23 protein-coding genes and 2 pseudogenes are annotated in these 23,600 nt (G+C 48.0%); 22 read left to right on the top strand and 3 right to left on the bottom strand.

Annotation, left to right across the window (positions count from 1 at the left end; genetic code table 11):
• Positions 1 to 300: 300 nt before the first annotated feature.
• Both GC56T2_RS15590 and GC56T2_RS15585 read right to left on the bottom strand, forming a co-directional pair.
• Complete coding sequence (locus GC56T2_RS15590; protein WP_144976443.1) at positions 301 to 1,305, bottom strand: LCP family protein; 1,005 nt, start codon at positions 1,303 to 1,305, stop codon at positions 301 to 303.
• A 19-nt stretch (positions 1,306 to 1,324) separates the two neighbouring features.
• The gene (locus GC56T2_RS15585; protein WP_144976441.1) at positions 1,325 to 1,975 is read right to left on the bottom strand and encodes a YigZ family protein; all 651 of its coding nucleotides are present in this window, start codon (positions 1,973 to 1,975) and stop codon (positions 1,325 to 1,327) included.
• 202 nt (positions 1,976 to 2,177) lie between these two features.
• On the opposite strand from GC56T2_RS15585, the gene GC56T2_RS15580 reads away from it, so the two are divergent.
• Together GC56T2_RS15580 and GC56T2_RS15575 are read left to right on the top strand one after the other, a co-directional pair.
• On the top strand, positions 2,178 to 3,341 hold the full coding sequence (locus GC56T2_RS15580) for a sensor histidine kinase (protein ID WP_144976439.1): 1,164 nt from the start codon (positions 2,178 to 2,180) through the stop codon (positions 3,339 to 3,341).
• 230 nt (positions 3,342 to 3,571) lie between these two features.
• The gene (locus GC56T2_RS15575; RefSeq protein ID WP_144976437.1) at positions 3,572 to 4,246 is read left to right on the top strand and encodes a response regulator; all 675 of its coding nucleotides are present in this window, start codon (positions 3,572 to 3,574) and stop codon (positions 4,244 to 4,246) included.
• Between the two features lie 132 nt (positions 4,247 to 4,378).
• Here GC56T2_RS15575 and GC56T2_RS15570 read toward each other — a convergent pair whose 3' ends face one another.
• Complete coding sequence (locus GC56T2_RS15570) at positions 4,379 to 4,558, bottom strand: hypothetical protein (protein WP_144976435.1); 180 nt, start codon at positions 4,556 to 4,558, stop codon at positions 4,379 to 4,381.
• 86 nt (positions 4,559 to 4,644) lie between these two features.
• Here GC56T2_RS15570 and GC56T2_RS15565 point away from each other — a divergent pair, with 86 nt between their 5' ends.
• From GC56T2_RS15565 to pseB, 20 genes and pseudogenes are all read left to right on the top strand, one after another.
• Positions 4,645 to 5,490 carry a DegV family protein gene (locus GC56T2_RS15565; RefSeq protein WP_144976432.1) on the top strand — a complete coding sequence of 282 codons (846 nt, stop codon included), beginning with the start codon at positions 4,645 to 4,647 and terminating at the stop codon, positions 5,488 to 5,490.
• Positions 5,491 to 6,537: 1,047 nt separating this feature from the next.
• The gene (locus GC56T2_RS15560; RefSeq protein WP_144976430.1) at positions 6,538 to 7,929 is read left to right on the top strand and encodes an ATP-dependent helicase ComFA; all 1,392 of its coding nucleotides are present in this window, start codon (positions 6,538 to 6,540) and stop codon (positions 7,927 to 7,929) included.
• Positions 7,926 to 8,618: a ComF family protein gene (locus tag GC56T2_RS15555; RefSeq protein WP_144976428.1), complete on the top strand. Its 693-nt coding sequence runs from the start codon at positions 7,926 to 7,928 to the stop codon at positions 8,616 to 8,618. Before GC56T2_RS15560 ends, GC56T2_RS15555 begins: the two co-directional genes overlap by 4 nt.
• 145 nt (positions 8,619 to 8,763) lie before the next feature.
• The gene (locus tag GC56T2_RS15550) at positions 8,764 to 10,398 is read left to right on the top strand and encodes a hypothetical protein (RefSeq protein ID WP_144976426.1); all 1,635 of its coding nucleotides are present in this window, start codon (positions 8,764 to 8,766) and stop codon (positions 10,396 to 10,398) included.
• Positions 10,395 to 10,658, top strand: a complete 264-nt coding sequence (locus GC56T2_RS15545; protein ID WP_144976424.1) for a flagellar biosynthesis protein FlhB — start codon at positions 10,395 to 10,397, stop codon at positions 10,656 to 10,658. Before GC56T2_RS15550 ends, GC56T2_RS15545 begins: the two co-directional genes overlap by 4 nt.
• On the top strand, positions 10,645 to 11,085 hold the full coding sequence (locus GC56T2_RS15540; RefSeq protein WP_144976422.1) for a YaaR family protein: 441 nt from the start codon (positions 10,645 to 10,647) through the stop codon (positions 11,083 to 11,085). The genes GC56T2_RS15545 and GC56T2_RS15540 overlap by 14 nt, the downstream gene beginning before the upstream one ends.
• Positions 11,086 to 11,110: 25 nt before the next feature.
• A complete protein-coding gene (locus tag GC56T2_RS15535) occupies positions 11,111 to 11,521 on the top strand; it encodes a TIGR03826 family flagellar region protein (protein WP_144976420.1) in 411 nt (136 codons plus the stop codon).
• Positions 11,522 to 11,589: 68 nt separating this feature from the next.
• Positions 11,590 to 11,859, top strand: coding sequence for a flagellar biosynthesis anti-sigma factor FlgM (flgM, locus tag GC56T2_RS15530; RefSeq protein ID WP_144976418.1), 270 nt, complete (start codon positions 11,590 to 11,592; stop codon positions 11,857 to 11,859).
• On the top strand, positions 11,856 to 12,383 hold the full coding sequence (locus tag GC56T2_RS15525; RefSeq protein ID WP_144976416.1) for a flagellar protein FlgN: 528 nt from the start codon (positions 11,856 to 11,858) through the stop codon (positions 12,381 to 12,383). The genes flgM and GC56T2_RS15525 overlap by 4 nt, the downstream gene beginning before the upstream one ends.
• A gap of 88 nt (positions 12,384 to 12,471) precedes the next feature.
• The gene (flgK, locus tag GC56T2_RS15520) at positions 12,472 to 14,073 is read left to right on the top strand and encodes a flagellar hook-associated protein FlgK (protein ID WP_144976414.1); all 1,602 of its coding nucleotides are present in this window, start codon (positions 12,472 to 12,474) and stop codon (positions 14,071 to 14,073) included.
• A gap of 11 nt (positions 14,074 to 14,084) precedes the next feature.
• Positions 14,085 to 14,972: a flagellar hook-associated protein FlgL gene (gene flgL, locus GC56T2_RS15515; protein WP_061912562.1), complete on the top strand. Its 888-nt coding sequence runs from the start codon at positions 14,085 to 14,087 to the stop codon at positions 14,970 to 14,972.
• Positions 14,973 to 14,994: 22 nt separating this feature from the next.
• Entirely contained in the window at positions 14,995 to 15,549 is a 555-nt protein-coding gene (locus GC56T2_RS15510; RefSeq protein ID WP_033843051.1) for a DUF6470 family protein, read from the top strand.
• Between the two features lie 61 nt (positions 15,550 to 15,610).
• Entirely contained in the window at positions 15,611 to 16,054 is a 444-nt protein-coding gene (fliW, locus tag GC56T2_RS15505; protein WP_033843052.1) for a flagellar assembly protein FliW, read from the top strand.
• On the top strand, positions 16,054 to 16,332 hold the full coding sequence (csrA, locus tag GC56T2_RS15500) for a carbon storage regulator CsrA (RefSeq protein WP_051962608.1): 279 nt from the start codon (positions 16,054 to 16,056) through the stop codon (positions 16,330 to 16,332). Before fliW ends, csrA begins: the two co-directional genes overlap by 1 nt.
• Positions 16,333 to 16,393: 61 nt before the next feature.
• A pseudogene (locus tag GC56T2_RS15495) lies at positions 16,394 to 17,098 on the top strand (flagellin N-terminal helical domain-containing protein); the annotation flags it as partial.
• A 362-nt stretch (positions 17,099 to 17,460) separates the two neighbouring features.
• Positions 17,461 to 17,574, top strand: a pseudogene (locus GC56T2_RS15490) (flagellin); the annotation flags it as partial.
• A gap of 621 nt (positions 17,575 to 18,195) precedes the next feature.
• A complete protein-coding gene (locus GC56T2_RS15485; RefSeq protein WP_144976409.1) occupies positions 18,196 to 19,980 on the top strand; it encodes a motility associated factor glycosyltransferase family protein in 1,785 nt (594 codons plus the stop codon).
• The gene (locus tag GC56T2_RS15480) at positions 19,949 to 20,308 is read left to right on the top strand and encodes a hypothetical protein (protein WP_033843057.1); all 360 of its coding nucleotides are present in this window, start codon (positions 19,949 to 19,951) and stop codon (positions 20,306 to 20,308) included. Before GC56T2_RS15485 ends, GC56T2_RS15480 begins: the two co-directional genes overlap by 32 nt.
• Positions 20,305 to 21,648, top strand: a complete 1,344-nt coding sequence (locus tag GC56T2_RS15475) for a motility associated factor glycosyltransferase family protein (protein ID WP_051962610.1) — start codon at positions 20,305 to 20,307, stop codon at positions 21,646 to 21,648. The genes GC56T2_RS15480 and GC56T2_RS15475 overlap by 4 nt, the downstream gene beginning before the upstream one ends.
• A 30-nt stretch (positions 21,649 to 21,678) precedes the next feature.
• Positions 21,679 to 22,653, top strand: a complete 975-nt coding sequence (gene pseB / locus GC56T2_RS15470) for a UDP-N-acetylglucosamine 4,6-dehydratase (inverting) (protein WP_033843058.1) — start codon at positions 21,679 to 21,681, stop codon at positions 22,651 to 22,653.
• The last annotated feature ends 947 nt before the right edge of the window (positions 22,654 to 23,600 follow it).

Raw genomic sequence — 23,600 nt, 5'->3', positions numbered from 1 at the left:
TGAGCACATCTATTTTACTCAAGGAGTTGGGTTCATGTCTCCTTTTTTATTTGGTTGTAAATTTATGTTAGCAAATTTGCTCATCTACAGAAGTTAAAATTAGGTAAGTCGTGTGCCTATGGAATTCGGTGTTTTTTTCTAGGGGACACATCGTGAACTCCTTGATATCACAGCATTTTGGCCATTTTCACTTGCCTAAAATGGTCTCAAAACTGTCGAACTCGGGTAGTCAGCACCTATATATAGCAACGAAAGAGGGTGTCCCGATCCTTTTTGGGACACCCTCTCGTCTTCGCTGTTTTAATTGGTACGTTGTCCTAATGGGTGATCGTGTTGAGTAAAGGATGTATCCGTTCCGGTAAGGGCTTGATGCAATGTTTCATTAATCGAGCTAACCGATTGCTCATCCGGGATGTAGTAGTATACGCCGTCGATCGTTTCGTCGTATCCTTTTAGATGCAAATTTTCGACATCCGCGTTCTTCATTTTTTGATAGACATAGATAAACGACAACAAATCGGACGGAGGGATGTTCGTCCGCACGTGATCTCCTAAATCGGCGATGACATCGTCGAGCTTCGGCAATGAGGTGATCGATGTGCTTTTGTCAATAATGGCCCGGATGACTTGTTTTTGCCGCTCATTGCGGCCGAAGTCGCCACGCGGATCCGATTTTCTCATCCTGACGTAGGCCAATGCTTCGTTGCCATTGAGTTCTTGCTTACCTTTGTAGAATGTGTGCCACTTCAGAGACCCGGTTAATTGAGCTTTAAAGGTAAACGGAACATCTACTGTAATGCCTCCAAGCGAGTCGACCACTTTTTGAAACCCTTCAAAATCGGTAGTAATGTAATAATCGATCGGAACATCGATCAGTTCGTTGACTGCTTCTATTGTCGATTGAATGCCCCCATAGCTATAGGAGTGCGTGATTTTGTCCTTCCGTCCTTCACTTGGAATGTATACCCTAGTGTCACGGGGGATGCTCAACAAGTACACTTTGTTCGTTTTTGGATTAACGGTCAGCAGCATGACGACATCCGATCGCCCTTTCTCATCATGATACTGGTTTTCGACTCCTACCAGCAGGACGGTAAATGGATCTTTGCGCATTTCAATGTGGTCTGTCCGACTACCTGGTGGTTTGAGGGCTTCATAAATCTTGTCGGATGCTTTTTTTGTCTCGGAATAAATGTTATAGCCAAAAGCCCCCACTCCGCCGATTAAAAGAAGAAACAAGAGCAGCACGAATCGGCGAAGTCGCTTCTTTTTCTTTCGTTTTCTTGTCGATTTTCTCGTATTCATGGTTATTACCCTTCTTTCCTCACGGTTTCGTTTCAGACGGGAGCAGCCGTTCCCTATATTCAGCTGCGCCCATTACGAGGTCCGCTCTTCCATGAGTCAATTCCGTCACCCATTCAGCAAACAGCGATTGTCCATCTTCAGGAACAAGCACCTCAAAGGTGACACGATCCGCGTAATGGATGTTTTTGATTATATAGGTTGACGCCCGCAATTCGTTTTCCACTTTGCCGAGCCATGGATAGTCGATCGTGACATGCATGACGCGCATGAGACGGCGTTCGACGATGCCGGCGGCTTTGAGCCCTTCGGTGACGGCGCGGCTGTAGGCGCGTACCAATCCTCCGGCGCCAAGTTTGATGCCGCCGAAATAGCGGGTGACGACGGCAACGGTGTCCTTTAGTCCTTTTTTCTTCAATACTTCCAGCATTGGCACGCCTGCAGTGCCGCTTGGTTCTCCGTCATCGTTGGCTTTTTGAACCTGGTCGTGTTCGCCGATAAGGTAAGCCGAGCAATTATGGGTTGCGTCCCAATGCTTCTTTTTGATTTGCTGGATGAAGGCGATGGCTTCTTCCTCCGTCTCGGCGCGGCTGATATAGCAAATAAACCGTGATTTTTCAATCACGATTTCTTGTTCGCCATACCCTTTGACGGTGTAATACGATGGCAGCAACGCCAAACCCTCCGATCGTTAAGAAGGTATGCGATGATTTTGCTGAAAAGGGTAGCGATTTGCGCTGACTATGGTAAACTGAAAATACAAGAGTTGCAGACAGGGCATGCTTTTACTATTATAAATCGACAACTTTTTTCCTTCAAATAAATTTTGATGGCGCTCGTGCGCACGGCTTGGCAGCGCTGCTGGAGGTTGGCAAATGGCTGGGGAAAAACGTTGGGATGTCAAACAGTTGGATGAGATTGTCGAAAAAATGATCGACACCGTTCAACATAGCAAAGACGAAATTTTCCAGATTGGCGAGCAGTCAAGGCAAGAGCATGACCACTTATTGCGGGAACTCGAAGAAGTGAAGCGGTTGACGGCCGAGACGATCGAAGAGGCGGATCGTTTGGAAGGGGAAGCACGGCAGGCGCGCCGTCGCCTGTCGGAAGTGAGCCAAAACTTTTCCTCCCATTCTGAACGGTATATTCGCCAAGCGTATGAAGCTGCCCATGAGCTACACGTCAAACTGGCGATGGTGCGTGAACGCGAAAAGCAATTGCGCCTGCGCCGCGATGAACTCGAGCGGAGGCTGGCGAGCCTTTCTCAAATTATCGCGCGCGCTGACCACCTAGTTGGGCAAATTACCGTTGTCCTCAACTATTTAAACAGCGATTTTCGCCACGTGAGCGAAATGATTGAGGGAGCTAGACAAAAGCAAGAATTCGGTTTGAAAATCATCGAAGCGCAAGAAGAAGAACGACGGCGTCTGTCGCGGGAAATTCATGACGGTCCCGCACAAATGCTCGCCCATGTGCTTCTTCGCTCCGATTTGGTGGAAAAGGTGATCAAAGAGCGGGGAACCGAAGAAGCGATCGCCGAAATTCGCGATTTTCGCAAAATGGTGCATTCGGCGTTGTCGGAAGTGCGTCGCATTATTTATGACTTGCGGCCGATGGCATTGGATGACCTTGGACTGGTGCCGACACTAAAAAAATACTTACAGACGGCCGAAGAATATAGTAAGGGAGTCCATATTTCTTTTGTACATATCGGCGAAGAAATTCGGCTGCCGTCGCGGATGGAGGCGGCCGTGTTTCGGCTTGTCCAAGAATCGGTGCAAAATGCTTTGAAACATGCTGAAGCGCGCCGCATTGATGTCAAGCTGGAAGTGGCGTGCCGACACGTATTGGTCAGCGTCAAGGACGACGGCAAAGGGTTCGACCCGGCCGTCAAAAAAGAAAACGCGTTCGGTCTGATCGGCATGCGAGAGCGGGTCGAGCTTCTTGGCGGCACATTGGCGATCCGTTCGAAACCTGGCGGCGGAACGACGGTGTTCATCCGCGTTCCGTTGGACCGTGCCGTTTTGGAAGACAGGTGATGGGTTGACTAGCCAATCGCGCGGTTGGGTCAATAAGGGACACAGGCTGCGCTTTTGGAATAAGGCGGAGCGCCCCCGACATATTGCCGCGCCAAGTCAGTAAGGAACACAAGCCGCTCTTGCGTGATGCCGATGCACAACGAGAATGGAATTTGGTATCCCTAATTGGCCAGCACGGTAAAAACTCAAGTGAACGTTCGACAAATACATCTTAAGGAGGAGAGGAACCGATGAAAACACGCATTGCGATCATTGACGATCATCAACTGTTTCGTGAAGGCATTAAGCGTATTTTGGAGTTTGAGGGCGACTTTGAAGTCGTGGCGGAAGGAAGCGACGGGAGCGAAGCGCTTTCGATCGTAGAAACACATCGCCCAGATTTGGTGCTGATGGACATTAACATGCCGGACATCAACGGCGTTGAAGCGACGAAGCAGCTGATTGAAGCCTACCCTGATACGAAAGTGGTCGTGCTGTCGATTCATGACGATGAAAACTATGTCATGCGCGCCTTGCAGACGGGAGCGACCGGCTACTTGCTTAAAGAGATGGACGCCGATACGCTGATTGAAGCGGTGAAGGTCGTAGCGGAGGGCGGTTCCTATTTGCATCCGAAAGTGACACACAATTTGATTCGCGAATACCGCCGTCTGGCGATGGAAAAAAGCGGGGTAGCAGTCAAGCGAGAAGTGCGCCGTCCGCTCCATTTATTGACGCGACGCGAATGCGAAGTGCTCCAGCTGTTGGCGGATGGAAAAAGCAACCGCGCCATCGGCGAGGCGCTGTACATTAGCGAGAAAACAGTGAAAAACCATGTCAGCAGCATTTTGCAAAAATTAAATGTCAATGATCGGACGCAAGCGGTCGTTGTGGCGATCAAAAACGGCTGGGTGGAAGTGCGCTGACCTCCCTAGGAGGTCGGTGATTTCGTGCAAAATACTGCTGAGTTCCACCCATTTATTAATTAGAGAAACCTTGCAGAATCGGCTTTCTTTTCTGAATGAAAATGCCTCCAGTTGGTGTGTGACAGCGATTTTTCACCAGCCTTCTAGGCGTTGGCGATCAGAGGCTGGCGGTCCCGCTTCCCGTATCGTTTGCTTTCGTTCGTACGGAAACGGCATTCCCGCTTTTTGGATCGGAGGGCGAAAGCGAACGGGCAGCGCCCAGAACAACAAGCGGTTAGAGACGTCAGCGGGCATCGTTTGTTTCCGTTTCATCCTGTGCGCTCGCCAGTAAGAGTGGTGGGCCGTCCGCCTTTTTGGTATAATGGAATTAAATTCCCGGTCAGGAAGGAATGGAGTTTGTGAAAACCGCAATTGTTACTGACAGTACGGCCTATTTGCCAAAAGACGTGCGCGAGAGGTTGGGCATTCGTCTCATTCCGCTCAGCGTCATTTTTGGCGAGGAAGCGTATCGTGAGGAAATCGACATGACTGCTGACGAATTTTTCGCCAAAATGAAAACACATTCTGTGTTGCCGACGACGTCTCAACCATCGGTCGGTGAGTTCGTTGACTTGTTCACCACCATTCGTGACGAAGGGTACGATGCGGTTATCAGCATCCACCTTTCAAGCGGCATCAGCGGCACGTATCAAGGGGCGGTTACGGCGGGAACGATGGTCGAAGGATTAAGCGTTTACGCCTACGACTCAGAAATCAGCTGCATGGCGCAAGGATTTTACGCCATCGAGGCGGCGGAGATGGCGCAGGCGGGGAAAACGCCGGACGAGATCCTCGCCCGCCTCGATGAAATGAAGCGAACGTTGCGCGCTTATTTTATGGTCGACGACTTGTCCCACCTGCAGCGCGGCGGACGGCTGACCGGGGCGCAGGCGTTTATCGGCGGCCTCTTGCAAATCAAGCCGCTTCTTCGTTTTGAAAACAAAGTGATCGTGCCGTTTGAAAAAATCCGCACGCGCAAAAAGGCGGTCAAACGAATCGAAGAATTGTTCGCCGAAGATGCCGCCAAAGGCGTGCCGCTCAAAGCCGCCATCATCCATGCCAACCAGCCGGATGAGGCGAACCGCTGGCGCGACGAGCTGTCCGCTCGCTATCCGCACGTCGAGTTTTGGATCAGCTATTTCGGCCCAGTCATCGCCACCCACGTCGGCGAAGGCGCGCTCGGGTTGACGTGGTATGAGCTGTGAATTGGGGGCGCCTAGCGCCTCAAGGAGGCTGGTGAAAAACGGCTGCCACGAGCAAATCAGCGACATGTCGCCAAAAAAAGAAGGCTGATTTCGCTAGGCTTTTCTAACTGATAAATAGATGGAATAGCCGTATTTTGTACTAAATCACCGCTCTTCTAAGTTCGATGGCCGGGCGCAAGGAGGAACGGTTCGCTCCGCCTTGCGCTACGGCGAATCGGTTGGCTAGTTTTGTTTGTCTTGTCGATCAAGATGCCCTGTTTGGCATTCATGGGGCGGAATGAGCGTCAATATGGGGTTGTTATTCATGGAACTTTCCGGTTTCTCTCCCGCCTTCGCTGCGCCCCCATGTTGTGAGCCGTTCTCCCTCGACTGTATTCCCCATCCCCGCGCGTACTTGCTGAATTCCATTGTTTCATTCATTGCTACATCGTTTTTTTCTCTCTCCTCCTTCTCAACAAGAAGGCTGGCTGAACTTGTCGAACGGTTTTCCTTTCCTGAAAAATGTGTCGCTATTTCCCCGGGAATGTTGTCGAAACACGTTGTCGATCGCCTCGATGACTCTGTGCGGCTCTTTGATGGTGTCGGATTTCACTGCATCTATTTCTTCCGAAGGTCGATATGTCGTGAGAAAGACGGTCAAACCACATCTTGACTCTATTCGGAAAAACGTTTTTGCCTCCACTTTCTTTTCCGATCGAAGGTTGCCGTTTTTTGCTTCCTCCCCATCTTTTCATCATTTTGTTAGAAGGGCGGTGATTTGCTAGCACAACCGCTTTCTCGCTTCGTTTTTTAACTAGAAAAACCTTGTAGCGTCGTTCCTTCTTTTCACACATTCAACTCATCGATCAAGGGGAACAGCGGTTTTCCACTCGCCTTTTATGGAAAAACATCGTCAGCTCCGCTCTTCCTCCATAACACTGGCTCATTGATGCGCTCAAAATCTTTCACCTTGGGGGCGCGTTTTTACCGCATCACTGCGCCATCCGCTCTTTTTGGCTCCCAGCTTGGGAACATGCTTTTCTTGAATTTCAAAAGGAGTGATGCTCATTGTACATTCTCCCATCTTCCGTTGCTTCGCCGCTCGTTTCCTGGCTGAACGGCCAGCGTCTCCCGCGGGAGCAGCTGCCGTTTCCCGATGAAGACATCGCCGCCGCTGTCCAGGCCGGTTTGCTTCACGAACAGCCCGGGCTCATTAAAACAGCGCGCGCCTGGCGCTGCGTCCGCTGCGGAAATGACGATCCCCATCTTTTTGCCTCATTTCCGTGCGCCCGCTGCGGATCGGATTGCACGTATTGCCGCAAGTGCTTGGTAATGGGGCGCATCAGCACTTGCACCCGCCTTGTTCATGCAGCGCTTCTGCTTCCATCCGAGCGTTATGAAGCACCGCTCGCTTGGGACGGGGAACTATCCGCTGCCCAAGCGGAGGCTGCGCAGGCTGTCTGCCAGGCGGTGCTTGACCGAAGCGAGCTCACCGTTTGGGCGGTATGCGGGGCGGGAAAGACGGAAATTCTTTTTCCCGCTATCGCTGCGGCGCTTGAGAACGGCGAACGCGTTTGCCTCGCCACGCCGCGGATCGATGTTGTCCGCGAGCTCGCTCCCCGCTTTCGCCAAGCGTTTCCCCGCGTTCCACTCGCCGTTTGGCACGGAGGAAGCGAAGAGCGCGGACGAATCGCTCCGCTTGTTCTCTCCACGACCCATCAGTTGTTGCGCGCCTACCGTGCGTTTGACGTCATGATCATTGATGAAGTGGATGCGTTCCCCTACTCGGTTGAACCGATGCTCGAATACGCCGCCAGTCAAGCGCGAAAAGAACAGTCGAGCCTTATTTATCTGACTGCCACTCCATCGCGCGCCTGGCAGCTCGACATTCGGCGTGGGCGGCGGAAAGCCGCCATCATCCCGGCCCGTTATCACGGCCGTCCGCTTCCCGTCCCGGTGTTCGAATGGTGCGGCAACTGGCGAAAGCGGCTGGAGCGCGGCCGTCTGCCTGATAATGTCCTGAGGTGGGTGCTTCGTCGTTTGGAACACGGAAAACAGGCGTTTTTGTTTGTTCCTCGTATCGATGAGCTTGAAGCTGTCACCCGCCTCTTGCAGCGCGTCAATCCCACCATCGTCGGCGTTCATGCCGAAGCCCCAGACAGAGCCGAGCACGTTCAGGCGTTTCGCGATGGGCTCGTGCCGCTGTTGGTGACCACAACGATCCTTGAACGGGGGGTGACGGTGCCGAACATCGACGTGGCCGTTCTCGGCGCCGAAGACCGCATCTTCACCGAAAGCGCTCTCGTGCAAATCGCCGGCCGCGTGGGCCGCCACGCCGCGTTTCCGGATGGCGATGTCCGCTTTTTCCATCACGGAAAAACGAACGCGATGGTGCGGGCGCGCCGCCATATCCTCCGCATGAATGAAGAAGCGAAGAAACGGGGGTTATTGCGCCGATGAACTGCCTGCTTTGCCATTCTCCGTACAATCCGATTGCGAACTGGCGCCAGCTTCTTTTCCTCGAAGACTTTGACGTCCTTTGCCCGCGCTGCCGGGGGGCGTTCCAACTCATTGACGGCCGCCTTTGCGAGATGTGCGGCCGCTCGCTCGAGGAGTCGTCGCCTTCGATATGCGCCGACTGCCTCGACTGGGAGGAAGATGAGCGCTGGCGCGGAGTGCTTGCGAAAAACCGTTCCGTATACGTATACAACGAGTGGATGAAAGAAGTCATTGCTTTATGGAAATTTCGTGGGGACTATGCGGTGGCAGAGGCGTTCCGCCAGCCCTTGACCGCCGTTTTTCGCCGCGATTTTGGGTCGGGGTGGCAACTCGTCCCGATTCCGCTCAGCGCCGAACGGCTGCATGAACGCGGCTTCAATCAAGCGGAAGCGCTCGCCCGCCTGCTTCCATTTCCATCCTTCCCTTGGCTGGCCCGCAAACACTCTGAAAAACAATCGAAAAAATCACGCCGCGAGCGGCTCGAAACGGAAAATCCGTTTTTTCTCTCCGGACATCCGCCAATCAATGGGAAGCGAATCGTCCTCATCGATGACATTTACACGACGGGCGTCACCGTTCGCCACGCGGCCCGTGTGCTGCTGGAGGCGGGGGCGGCCGAGGTGGGATCACTGACGCTAGTGAGGGCGTGAGCGGGCTAAACATTTGCCTAGGGGATGCCGATATAAACAGTAAGAGAACAACGAGCGAGGAAACATGATGATGCGTATTCGTCACGATCAACGATCGAATGAAATCCCCACACCGGCTGTTTCCTTCCAGCCGGAGAGTGTGCAGATGGCGGTAATGAAAGAAAAGCTTACCGATCAGGAGGCCGTGGTTGCCATCGGTCAACAGGATGTACGCGTCCGCTTTGTGGATGGTGTGCCGAGTGACCGTTCGTTTATGGTGCGGCTTGTGAAGCAAGAAGGGGGGACGTGGGTGGCGCAAGCGGTGCCCCTGTCGTCTATAGGGCGGTTTGTGCCAGCTTCGTTGGACGATGGAATCGACCTATGGCTGTCAGCCCGTGGCATTCGCCTGACCGAAAAGGAAAAGGAAGCCGTTCGTCGCTTTTGGGAGACGGAAGGCGGCTCGATCAAGCAAAAGCAAGAAACGGTCGCTGCTTTGACGGCGAAACAGCTCGAGGTGACCGAGACACATTTGCGCCTAGCGCATGAAGCGCTCCATGGCCCGCCGCTCGGCGACCTGTTGGCGCCGTTGCTGACGAAAACAGAGGAACCGGAAGAAACCGATGAAGCAAAAGGGGTGCCTGTTCGTGAACAGACGGAGCGATGGGAAGGTTCGCGCGCCTATGCGGCTGCATCGGAGCTCGTTCTTCCCCCGGCAGAGACGCGGACGTTTGTCATGACGGCAGTGACAGAAAAAATGAGGCAATTGGTCCACGATTTTCGCGTTTGGCAGCGTGATATGGCCCGTCAGCTTGAACAATTTTCGCATGCTGTTGCCCAGCAGGCGACAGAGCGGGCCACGCCGCTTGTCGAGTCGCTCATTCATTCGCTTGACCGCATGTTGCTAAACGGGGACTGGCTGTTGTTTACCGATATGAAAACGGAAACGAAGCTGCTGGAGGCGGGGGCGAAGTTGGCAGAGGCGAAACGCGGCCTTGCGGAAGGAAAGATGGACGAAGCCGCTAAGACGGTGCGTGAAGTGAAAGCGTTGTTGGAGTCGCTTCGCTTTCAGCCGTCCGAACAAAAGGTGATGCGTTTTTTCCTTGAATCGGACGAACGGCAAGGCATGAAGCCGCACGAGCAGCTGTCGCGCATACTGAAACAAGCGTCCCAAGCGGCTCGTGACAACGCATTATCGGCGAGAGGCGTCGTTGAATCGCTGCGCCGCCTCGGCTTTTTCCATGAGCAAGAAGCGGCCCGGGCACTCTTGAGCGGAGAGCGGTTACCGCCGGCCGAGAATGTAAAGGCAATGCTGCTGTCATGGGTGGAGGAAGGAACCGCACCCGCGCAGGCGGAACGGGTGCTCATGAATCTTACCGGCCAACAGCTGCTCAACAAATTTACTGCTGACAGCCACACGCAAACGATGTTGTACCAGTGGCCGCTCTCGCTTCATGGTGAGATGGCGACCGTGCATGTGCACGTCAACGCTCGCAGCGGTAACGGACAGCTTGACTGGCAAAACTGCCGCCTCTACTTTTTGTTGGATACGAATCAAGGCAAAGTGGGGATTTCTTTGCAGGCGATCGAACGGCAGCTGTCCGTGACGGTGGAAACAGAATCCGAGAAATTGGCGGCAGTATTGCAGTCATACGCTTCGACAGTCAAAGATCATCTGGAACAGATCGGTTATCGGGTGCAACGCCTCGTTTTTCAACCGATGGACACCGAAGACGAAGAGCGAGCGGCGACAGACAGAATAAAGACGGAAAACGAAACGAGCCAGTGGGAGTGGACGATATGAACAGACGCCGTTACGCCCCTGCGTTTACGTCGTATGAGCAACATCTCGGCCGGCAGCCCCGGCAGCTCGCCGATGAGGTGGCCGACAAGGCGGAGCGGGCGGGCATTCCGCTGCCTCGCGACCGGGAGTTGCTCAGACAGCTGGCCGATCCGGTGTTGCGTGTCCCGCCGCAGCTTTACGCGGTGATCGGGGAAGTTTTACAATGGATTCAGAAGCTTGATGAACAAGACGGTAGGAGCGAAGGAGATGGAGATCAATAAAATTGCCAACACCCCATCGGTGCCAATTGGCAAAAAAGCGGCCGCTTCTTTTTCGCCATTGGTGTCATTTGCCGAGCTGACCGCCAAGGAGCAGGAAAAGCTGCGCAACGAGCGGTTGAAGCAGCTGGCGGATGAAATCGAACAGCAAGGACAAAAACTGGCCAAGTCGCGGACGGTTGACGATTTGCGGCGATATAAGCAGCTCGTCAAACAATTGCTTGATGAAGCGGTGAACCATGGTTTGAAGCTGACGGAACAGTATGGGTTCCATTGGAGCGGCCGTTCTCGCGTTTATCAGATCGTCAAAACGATCGACCAAAAGCTGCTGGACGTCACCAACGCGGTGCTCGAACAAGAACGGTCGCGGATGGATTTGCTGCAGACGCTGGGGGAAATTCAAGGATTGATCATCAACTTGTATACGTAATGGCCACATGTGGGAGGGAGAAAGGATGAGTTTAGAAAATTGCCCGGCCTGCGGTCGTCTGTTTGTCCGCTCGCCGTTTCGCGATATTTGCCCGTCTTGTCATGAAGAAGAAGAACGGCAATTTCAAATCGTGGCCCAATTTTTGCGGCGCCGGGAAAACCGGTTGGCAACGATGGAGCAGATTGTCGCGGCAACCGGAGTCTCTGAAATGTTGTTGACAAAATTCATCAAAAGCGGCCGGTTAACGTTGGCGCAGCTGCCGAACTTAGGATATCCGTGCGACCGTTGCGGCAAGCTGATCCGCGAAGGAAGAATGTGCGCCGACTGTTCAAAAGATTTGCAAGGGCAGCTAGAAATGGTAAAGAAAGAGGAAGAGCAGAAGAAACAACAAGCGTTTCGCACGTATTACACCGATAAAGGGCGAAACGGCCGCTAAACAAATGAGCGGATTGACCGATAATAGTAGTAAGACAACAATGTGCGGAACGGATAGGAGGAATCGCAGTGAGAATCGATCACCGGTTTTCGATGGGCGTTCATCCCTACCGTCAGTACGCGGGCATCCCTGAAGGAAAAACAGGGCAACGCGGACGGCGGGATCGGGTTGAAATTTCTGAGGAGGCAAAAGAACTGCAGCAACGCTCCACTTGGGCTGCCGAGCGGGAAGAGAAAGTGCGCCGGTTGAAGGAGCAAATCGACAGCGGAACGTATGAGATCGATGCCCGCGCTATCGCGGAGAAACTATACAAGTTCTATAAGGGCGATGGCCAATGAACACAAGGATGGAAAATCAGCGAACCGATGATGAACAGCGTGTGCCAGCATTGCGGCTGATGGCGATCCTTGACCGGCATTTGGCGCTGCACCGGCATTTGCTTCAATTGGCCTATCAAAAAACGGACGTATTAAAACGAGGCGATACGGACGGATTAATGCAGCTGATCCAAAAAGAACAACCGGCGATCGCCGCCATCCAGCAGCTCGAGCGCGAGCGAGCACAGCTCGTTGCCGCATGGTCTGGCGATGAGAATCCGCCATCATTAGCCGATTGCCTGCCGAAAATAGGCGGGGAGGAGCGGCAAAAAGTCGAACGGTTGGCAGACGAGCTCCTTGCCGTCATCCGCGAACTTCAAGCGGCCAACGAGCTGAACGGGCAGCTCATCCGCCAGTCTCTTCAGTGGGTGACCCTAATGCTTGATCAATGGCTGCCGCAGCCGCCCAACGTGACCTATACGGCGCCAAATCAGAACGCTGCCGCGCACGAGCGCACGCGTTCGCTCTTTGATTCGAAAGTATAGCAACGATCCGACGGGCGGCCAAAAGGAAAACAACTGGAGCCGCTAAACAGAACCATCCCAAGTATTGGAAGGGAAAAGGAGGAGCACGATGGGATCAACATTTCACGGGTTGGAAGTCGCCAAGCGCGGCATGGCCGTGCAGCAAATGGCGCTGTACACGACCGGCCATAACATTGCCAACGCCAACACGCCCGGCTATTCACGCCAGCGCGTCAACTTTGTCCAAAGCGAGCCGTACCCTCCAGCGTCCATGAACCGCCCGCAAATTCCGGGACAGATGGGGACGGGGGTCGAAGCGGGGTCGATTGAGCGGGTGCGCGATCACTTTTTAGATTATCAATATCGCAATGAAGCAAGCAAATCAGGCTATTGGAGCGCTCGTTCCGAAACTATTGCAAAAATGGAAGAGATTATGAATGAACCGAGCGAATTTGGTCTCGGCAAGGCGTTGACACAGTTTTGGGAATCTTTGCAAGATTTAAGTGCCAATCCTGAAAATGAGGGAGCACGTGCTGTCGTGCGCCAGCGTGGCATAGCGGTCGCAGAATCGTTTCATTATCTAAATACTTCTTTATCGCAAATTCGTACGGATATAGGACAAGAAATTAAAACAGGCTTATTGGCAGTCAATTCAATTTTGAAGCAGATCAGCGAACTAAATGACCAGATCAAAACTGTCGAACCCAACGGATATTTACCTAATGATCTTTATGATAAACGCGATGCTCTTGTGGATGAACTGTCAAAGTACTTTCAGGTAAAGGTGGAAACCGTTCCTTCTGGAGGAAATGCTCTTGATATTGCAGAAGGTGTATATGAGATTTCTTTAGTCAATCAAGATGGGTCCACAATAAAAGTGGTGGCCAAAGATGGCTATTCCAAATTATTTGTTGAACCATCCGTCAACCCTGTTAACGATCGTACGAACCCGGACGGCTATGTTTCCAAAATACAAATTGAAGGCGCCAGTGGAGCCCTCACAACAATAAGCGATAGCGATTTCGGTAACTTAGCGAACGGCAGAATCAAATCATTGATTGAGCTATATGGCTATGGTCCTAATCGTGATAATGTAAAAGGCTACTATCCGGATATGCTTGCCGACCTAGATAAAATGGCGTATTCTTTCGCCGCTATATTCAATGCTCAACATCGCCAAGGGTACGGTCTAAACAATTCAAACGGAATTGATTTTTTTGAGCTAAACGCCGATAATACGACAGGAAAAGGGGCGGCAGCTTCGATTAAAGTGTCAGATGTCATCGTGAATGATCTTAGTCAAATAGCTGCATCTGCAAAGAGCGGGGAGTCAGGTAATGGAAATAATGCCCTTTATTTATCCATGATAAAAGACGTTCAAATCACGAACAGTTTAGCTCCTCTGCCGAGTGGAAACGGAGCGACGGTGAGCGTGCCCATTATTGGCGGAACGGTACAAACATTTTATCAAGGATTGATTGGCAAAATAGGGGTTGATGGACAGCAAGCGGAGAGAATGAAAACGAACGCTGAGACGCTTGCTGCTTATGTGGATAATAACCGTCAATCAGTTAGTTCTGTTTCCTTGGATGAAGAAATGACCAATATGATTAAATTTCAGCATGCGTATAATGCCGCTGCCCGCATGATTACAACAATTGATGAAATGCTCGATAAAATCATTAATAATATGGGTGTGTCTGGAAGGTAGGTGAACGATAGATGAGAGTGACACAATTTATGCTGGCCAATAATATGCTTCGCAACTTATCAAACAGTTATGACCGGCTTGGAAAATATCAAGAACAATTGACAACAGGAAAGAAGATTACTCGTCCTTCAGATGACCCGGTCGTGGCAATGAAGGGAATAGCCTACCGAGAAGAGTTGGCGCGTGTCAAGCAATATCAACGCAATATTGGAGAAGTTCGCAACTGGATTGATAGCGCAGATGATGCATTAGATAAAGTCGGGCTCGCTTTACAGCGCATTCAAGAACTTGTTGTTCAAGCATCGACTGACACAGCTACCCCAGAAGATCGCAAAAAAATCGCTGATGAAATTGATCAGATTCAAAAGCACGTGGTTGATATCGCCAATACGAAAATCGGGGATAAATATATTTTTAACGGAGCTGATACGAAAAATCCGTTATTTATCGGCTACCCAGGGCAACCGGGCTTTGCAGTCAACGGCAATCAAGGCGATGTGGAGATTGAGGTGTTTGGCGGGATTAAGTTAGATGTCAATATTGACGGGAAAACATTGTTTACCGGGATGATCGGGATGCTGGATCAATTAAAAACGGCTTTGAATGATCCAAGCAGCAACGGAAAAGCGATTGAAGGTTATTTAAGCCGGATTGAAACGCAACAAAACGCTTTGTTATCGGCCCGTTCGGAGCTTGGTGCCAAACAAAATCGAGTGGAAATGATGGAAAACCGCTTAGCCACTCAAGAAGAAATCGCGACAAAATTAATGTCCAACAATGAAGATATCGAATACGAAAAAGCGATTACCGACTTGATTACCCAAGAGAGCGTGCATCGCGCTGCTTTAAGTGTGGGCGCTCGCATCATTCAGCCTACATTGGTTGATTTTCTCCGTTAACAAACGGAAAGGGTGAGCAAACATGAATTTCCCGCAAATACAAATTCACACTACAAAAGCGATTCTTGGTTTACACATGGAAAAGCCGATCCAGCACATCGAGCAGCCGAAAGCCGACTTGTCCATTGAACAGAAACCGGCAACGCTCACAATCGACTCTCAACCGGCCCGGTTGACGATTGATCAGTCAAAAGCATGGAGAGATATGGGGCTGCTTGATCCATTTGATTCTACAAGAAAGTTTGCAGAGGAAGGCCGCGAAGCGTTGTTGGAAGGCATTGCCCGCCGCGCGCAGGAAGGAGACCAGCTCATGAAGATTGAAAATAGAGGCAATGCCATTGCAGCGATGGCGGCTGAAAAAGGCTTCCATCCTTATAAACAACTTGGAATAACATTTATTCCATCTGTTCATAGTGTAGATATTGGCTATCAACCAAGTTATTTGGATATGAAAATCGATGCAAATAAGCCAATCATTAAGGCAAACGTAAATAGACCGATTCATGAATACAAGCCAGGGAACGTCTCTGCCTATATGATTCAATACCCAACTATCAAAATGGATGTGAAATATTAACAAAAAGCGGTACTGATGATGTACCGCTTTTTTTGCGAAAATGAGAAAGGAGCTTTTCGTTATGAAAATAACATCAAAATTTTTCGGGGAAATTGAAATAAATGAAGAACAAATTATCCATTTTCCCAACGGGATCCCTGGATTTGAAGAAGAAAAACAATTTGTCATTTTGCCATTAGAAGAACAATCGCCGTTTGCGATTTTGCAGTCGATTCATCACAGCCATGTCGGCTTTGTCATTGCTTATCCATTCTCTTTCTACCCCGATTATGCGTTTGATTTAACAGAAGAAGATATTGAAAAGCTGAAATTGAATTCTCCTGATGATTGCTTGACATATACGATGATGACGCTAAAAGAGCCGTTTGCTCATTCCACCATTAACTTAAAAGCGCCAATCGTTATTAACGTGAAAGAAAAAATAGGAAAGCAGCTCATTCTTCATGACAGCGTCTATCCGATCCGTTTTCCGTTGTCCGAGGTGAGCGGGAAGGAGGGAAAATAATGCTTGTTCTCACCCGCAAGAAAAATGAATCGATCATGATTGGCGATTCAATCGAGATTAAAGTGCTTGCCATCGAAGGAGAACAAATCAAACTCGGCATTATTGCACCAAAGCATATCGACATTTACAGAAAAGAGATCTATGCAGCGATCCAAAAAGAAAACAAGCTGGCGGCCAATGTTCAAGCAATTTTGCTGCAACAACTAAAAAATAATAAAAAAACCACTAAACATTCCATAAATGTTTCCGATATTAAAAATGTAGACAGGGAACAATAAGCGGCCGCCCCTGTCAAATTTCTACAAGGATGTAGAAAAAACGATTCAAGGAGGAAGGAACATGAGAATCCAACACAACATCTCTGCGTTAAACACGTATCGCCAACTGTCATTCAACAACACGCAAGCGGCGAAAAACTTGGAAAAACTGTCTTCGGGTTACCGCATCAACCGCGCTGGTGACGATGCAGCAGGCCTTGCCATCTCTGAAAAAATGCGCGGCCAAATCCGCGGTCTGGAAATGGCATCAAAAAACGCGCAAGACGGCATCTCGTTGATCCAAACCGCTGAAGGTGCGTTAAACGAGACACATGCGATCCTTCAACGCATGCGCGAACTTGCCGTTCAGGCCGCAAACGATACGAACGTAAGTGCTGACCGTAGTGCAATCCAAGCGGAGATTAGTGCTCTTTCATTGGAAATTACTCGTATCGCCAATAACACGGAATTCAACACGCAAAAACTTCTGAATGGTAGCTTTTCGGCGAAAATGTTCCAAATCGGGGCAAATAGCGGCCAATCGATCACATTATCAATTGCCAATATGGGTGCAGCTGCGCTCTCGGTAAACGGGTTAAGCGTAACGAAGGCATCAAGCGCAAATGCCGCGATTTCGAAAATTAACAATGCAATTGAAAGAGTGTCGAGAGAACGCTCGAAGCTTGGCGCTGTTCAAAATCGTCTGGAGCATACGATCAACAACCTCGGGGCAACGGCGGAAAATCTGTCTGCTGCTGAATCCCGTATTCGCGACGTTGATTATGCCTTAGCTGCATAAGCGGCGACAGGCACAGTCGTCCTAGCTGGAAACGGCTAGGAGTATGACCGGGTGAATTGCTGGAACCCCCTTAGAGCCTTTGGCGCCACAACGGAGCTGGAAACGGCAGACGTGATGGCCGGAAAAGCCAAAGGATTGGGCAACCAGCAGCCAAGCTCCTGTCCCGAAAGGGTGGAGAAGGTTCAACGACTAGGGCATACCACCTAAGGCGCATTCGCTATGGTGATGAAGTCCGTAGGGGAGCGGAATTTCCATCGTTCTGAATTCCCCGAAGTGCCCGGCCCCTCACTAGCGGTAAGCTAGCGGGTGAAGAGATAGTCTAGTCATTTGCGAAAGCAAATGTTCGCACGATGGCGAAAGAAATGATGGAATTCACGAAAAACAACATCTTAATGCAAGCGGCGCAAGCGATGTTGGCTCAGGCCAATCAGCAGCCGCAAGGAGTGCTTCAATTACTCCGATAATTGTCGTCAAGGAAAAGAGGAGTGTCCCACAAGGATTGGGAAACTCCTCTTTCGTTGCTATATACAAGTATGGACTGCTTTTGTCGCACGATACATTGCGCCAATCCTGAAAACACGAGTTAAGAAAAAGGGTTCCCTCGTCCTCAGAATTCATTTCCAAAGACAGGTGTTCCAATAGATCGTTCATCCGTATGCACTTGCTTTTTTTCAGTTTCACTTCGCCCCCTTCGCTCTAAGAAGCTGGTGACGTAATCGCGGCTGCGGCCTTACAATGTCATTTCTCAATGAGAAAAACCTGTTTTTCACGTATTCTCCCATTGATGAAGAGGATCAGCGTTTTTTCACCGGCCTTCTAACCGTTTCACCGTTCACTGCACGTGTTGCCAATCCCAGTCGACTATCTCCTGAACATACGTGAATTCGAAAAAATGTGCCAAGGTATGTTCATCTTTGTGATGGTGACGAACTTTTTTGCCCTAGAAGTTGATCTTGAAGACAGACACCCTTTTGACTCAACCTCCTTTTCATCGCCATCAGCTTGACAATTTCCATAAAAAGTTTGTCTTTGCACGTATTTAAGAAAAGAAAGAAACAGCCGATAATATAAGTGAGGTGCTAATGATGGACAACAAGCTGAAAAAGTACGAAATCATCGAGGAAACTGCTAAAAGCGGACAGCGGATTTATAAAGTCAACAACTATTATCTGCACAGCAAGTATGATCCGATTCGAGAAGCTGCCCAATTTGCCGAACGCCATTATAAAAAGAATTATCTTCATATTTTGTTCGGCGTCGGTTCAGGATATATTGCAAAAGCGCTAAGTGAAAAAATGACAGAGGAAGAATTTCTCATTGTCGTTGAGCCCATCGAGTGGATCGCTGATCACCATTTGGAAGAAAACGTCCAAGTCGAGCGGTGCATTTTGATGAAAGGGAGCGATCAAGAGCTTTTTGATCATATTTACGAAGCGCTTAGAAATACATTCGGTAATCGAGTTGCTGTGATTTGTTCTCCTAATTATGACAAAATTTGTCCAAGTGACTATCATGCCCTATTAAAAACAGTCAAAGATCGCATTTACATACACCAAGTCCATACCAATACGCTCAAATGCTATTCGAAGGAATGGCAAAAGAATTTTACCTTGAATTTGTTTTATGCACATGATGATGTGCCATTACAATGTTTGAAACAATTTTATAACGTGCCAGTGGTTGTTGCTTCTGGCGGTCCGTCACTGACAAAGCAAATCCCTTTATTAAAAAAGGTGAGAAATCATATTTTGCTCATTTCCTCTGGATCGACGATTAATTCTTTACTTCAATACGATCTTGAACCTGATTTTGTCGTGACAATTGATGGGGGCATCAACAACTACAGGCATTTTGAAGCCATAGAGCTGAAACAAGCAAGCATCATATATTCCTTATCGAATCATGAAAAAATCAGAGAGAAGTTCAAGCGAAGATCATTTGTTTTTATCCCCAGCCTCGATGAGCGTTTAACACAATATGCACAAAAATTAGTAAATAAAAAAATAGATGATGTATTAGGAGGCGCCTCCGTTGCGGTTTTTGCTTTACATATAGCTTATATGATTTCAAATGGGCCTATTGCTTTGATCGGTCAGGATTTGGCCTATACCGATAACAAAACTCATGCAGAAAACAATAGGAATTTCATGGAAATAAACGAAGCCTATATAAAAGAAAGACGGATGTTCCATATCAAGGGGTATTATGGCGATCAAGTTTTAACAGATTATGCTTTCTTAACCATGAAGCATAATTTTGAAAAGCTCCTACAAACGTTTTCGCATCCTGAGAGGATCTACAATTGCACCGAAGGCGGAGCGAAGCTAGATGGCTACCAGCAACTTTCTTTTCGAGAGTTTTGCAATAAGTATGTAGACATAAATACAAAGGTACCAATGTTTGCTATCGATGCATACCCGCATAGGGATCTTCAAGCATGGAGAGAGTTTCTTGTTCGGGTTGAACAGGAAATAAAGCTGCATGATAAAGTGCGCCGTCTTGCCGAAGAAGCTTTGTTGTTGTTAAAAAGCAATGGTTTTGATACGCGGTTTGATGCTAAAATAGTAAAGAAGCTAGACAAGATCGATCAACAGCTAAAAACGATCTTCGATGAAGGAATCATGGCGTTCATTACTCAACCCATCGTTGTCGATACGTTTACCAATTACTTGCCGAAAGAAAATGAAACAGAACAAGAAATGTATCAACGAGTATACACTCGCTCCATGGACTTGTATTCACGTTTGCAAGAAGCTGCCCTTGATTCAAAAGCTCATTTTATGCAACTAAAAGAGAAAATCAAAAGTCAAATTCATTCGATGGATAAGAGGGAGAAAGATGACGGATCTCATTTACGAAACTCAACATAGCTTCTATCAATATATTGAGCGTGTGGCGGCAGGAACGCAAATGATCGCTGACTATTTGCGCGAAGATAAAGTGGGAGAAGCGATGCAGCTGATCACACAGTTTAGCGAAGGGGTTGTATGGCTGACAAAGGTCATCGCATTGATGCAGCAGCATCAATATGATATTCGTATCAATCCGAACCAAATTAACGAATTTTTGCTTGAAATCAATGATGGCTTGGAACGCCAAGACTATATTATTGTTGCTGACATGTTTGAATATGAAATCAAGCCTTTTTTTGAAGAGGCAGCGAAAGAACGATTTTATCAGAAGGAAGAGGAAAATTGACTGTTCCAGACCGCAATCTTGCTGCAATCAATAACACAGTAGCTGAAACGCCGATTGAGGTGGAGATTCATCCATCCAAAAAAGGGCCGCCAACAATGAAAGTGAACGGCCATTACTTGTATAGTCGCTACGATCCATGGAAAGAGGCCGAGCGTTTTATCGAGTCGCAAATCGACAGAGACGCCAATCACTACTGTCTTTTTGGGCTTGGACTCGGATACCATGTGCAAAAATTGCTGGAAAAAGAGCCGAATAAACAGATAGTCGTTTTGGAGCCTTCTTTGTCTATTCTCCAAAAAGCGGCTGAACATATGGATTTATCCTATATATTTTCGCATCCGAATGTGGAAATTTTCTTCCTTGACCAAGAACAATCTGTGATTGGTACATTGAATGAGTTGGCCAAGCAGCACACTAGATGGATTATACCGAATGCTTGGTTAAAAGCCTTGCCACCAACCTATCCGTTAAAATGGTTTTTCGAAGAAATAAAAATTCAAGACATGTCCTTTCAGCGATTTTCAGCTTTAATGGAGCGTAATTTCAAAGAAAATGTAAAATGCATGGATCCAAATGTAGGAAAACTGTTCGCTAAATTTAATGATCAAAAAGCGGTATTGGTATCGGCCGGCCCTTCACTAGATGAAGTGGTCCATTCTTTACAAAAGCTGCAGAACAAATATTTTATTTTATCAGTTGGCTCGGCTTTTCAGGTTCTTAAAGCAAACCGCATTGCTCCCGATGCTGTGATAATCACAGATCCGCAAGAATTTGTCTGCCAACAATTAGAGGGCTTGGACGATACATTGACGTTACTGTATTTGTCCACCGCCTGTCGTTTCGCTGTAGCAAATCATAAAGGGCCGAGAATGATCGCATTTCAAAAAGGGTATCTTCAAGCCGAGCGTTATGCTCGCCAAAAACAGTTTCCTCTCGTCGATACCGGGGGATCTGTGGCGACAGCAGCACTTGATCTATTAATCAAAATGGGATTCTCTGAAATTGTGTTGGCAGGGCAAGATTTGGCTTACGGCAAAAACAAAAGTCATGCTTTACATTCGACATCAGGGATAGATGTAGCATCAAACGAAAACTTGCTGTCTGTGCAAGCGAATGATGGAACAATTGTGAAAACGACGACCATTTTATCGATTTATCGAAGATGGTTTGAACGAAAAGTCGCTGAAACGCAGCATGTAACTTTTCAAAACACAGCAGAAAAAGGTGCTGTTATTCAAGGAGTACCTTTCGTTCATATCTCTCAAATTGTGTCACAGTCCGAACATCTTATGACATGCAATTTTAAAGAAAAACTGCAACGCATCATCAACCAATGCTAAAATTCACTTTACTTCAAAGGAGCTTATGCGATGGAGTTTTGGCGGAATCAAACAGTTCTTGTTACCGGGGGAACTGGATCATTCGGAAAAAAATTTGTAAAAAAAATACTACACTATGATGTAAAAAAGGTGATTGTATTTAGCCGTGATGAATTAAAACAATATGAAATGGCACAGGAATGTACGGATCCACGAATTCGCTTCTTTATTGGTGACGTGCGAGATAAAGATCGTCTATATCGCGCATTTGATGGCGTCGACTATGTTGTTCATGCCGCAGCGATGAAGCAAGTGCCTGCATGTGAATACAATCCGTTTGAAGCGGTAAAAACCAACATTTACGGTGCGCAAAACGTGATTGAAGCGGCGATTGACCGTGGAGTAAAACGGGTCATTGCATTAAGTACCGACAAGGCTGCGGCCCCCATCAATTTATACGGTGCGACAAAACTAGCGTCCGATAAACTATTTGTAGCGGCCAACTCTTATGTCGGCGGAAAGGAAACGCGGTTTGCCGTAGTGCGCTATGGAAATGTAGTTGGGAGCCGTGGAAGCGTCGTTCCATTTTTTAAAAAAATGGCAGCTGAAGGCAAGAAACTGCCAATCACAGATGAACGGATGACTCGCTTCTGGATTACGCTTGACCAAGGTGTTCAGTTTGTTATTGACTCCCTTGCAAGAATGAAAGGCGGGGAAATTTTCGTTCCGAAAATCCCTAGCATGAAAGTGATAGATCTTGCAAAAGCAATCGCACCGGAAGCAGAAATTGAAATCATCGGCATCCGCCCGGGCGAAAAGCTTCATGAAACGATGATTACCGAAGATGATGCCAGACATACAGTTGAGTTTGATAATTATTATGTCATTATCCCTGAGTTTCCGTGGTGTCCACAAGAATATGAAAAATATGGAATATATTTACCGGAAGGATTTAAATATACAAGTGATACGAATACGGAATGGTTGACGGTGGAGGAGTTACGAATGTTAGTAGAGGAAGTGTAATTGTTTTTTCTCCTTGTTAATAGGAGAAAGGTGTGCAATGTTCACTAATTAATCATATCCAGTTATTCTGCATTTCTTGTAACTTAGAGCTAACAGCATAAACAAAATTTTATATTATTTATATAGTGAATTGCGCATAAATATGCATAATTGTACGTGTAGTAAATAGCGATTAAATCTATACCCATGCGGCTGTTCTAATCTGTCATTCTTTAACTAGTGGAGTGTCTATTGAATCATGTTACGGAGAGGAATAGCACGACCGTAGACTTTTTTGATTAATCACTATTTGTGAGATGAATAGTTGGGAAGAAAAAGCTTCCTGTCTGTTGGGCGATTTGACGAACTTTTTCACTATCGCATTCAATACAAACTCAATTTTCGTTAGTGGATAATTGGAAAGAAAGAGCTGCATCATTGCGATTGACGGCAATGAAGACATACGGTATAAAATGATTTTCTATGCCGTTGTACAAAGATGTAATTTAAAACCTGTCAACTAATTATATGGACTGAAGCTTCCCCATTTAACTTGAGAATAGAGACAGCTTCGGAGCGCTATACTGTCAATCATGACGATTTTTGATTACCAAACGCCTATATCTTTTAGAAGTTGAAACATAAACACATAAATACAGAAAATCCTTGTTCTTGAACCCATTTACCTGAACGTGAAAACGTAGAAAGATGTGGGCCCTCCTTTGGATCATAAATAAGCCGAAAGTAGCCAAAATCGATTCGATGTGTCAACTAACAGACTTAAATAATCAAACGAAAACGAAAAAATCGTTTTTTTAAAAAGAAAACAATTTTAACAATGATTTTATCGGAATCGGTGATTGCCATGTCACATAAAAGGTGTTTCCAGCAAATAAAGTTGGTAAATGTATCAAAATAAAGTCCGCAAAAGAGGTTTTTCTATATATTGTATATTAGAAAAAAATTAG

The organism is Geobacillus sp. C56-T2 (assembly GCF_007829715.1).
GTDB lineage: Bacteria > Bacillota > Bacilli > Bacillales > Anoxybacillaceae > Geobacillus > Geobacillus icigianus.
Note: the sequence above shows the minus strand (reverse complement) of the source record. Positions and strands in the feature narration are given on the sequence as shown.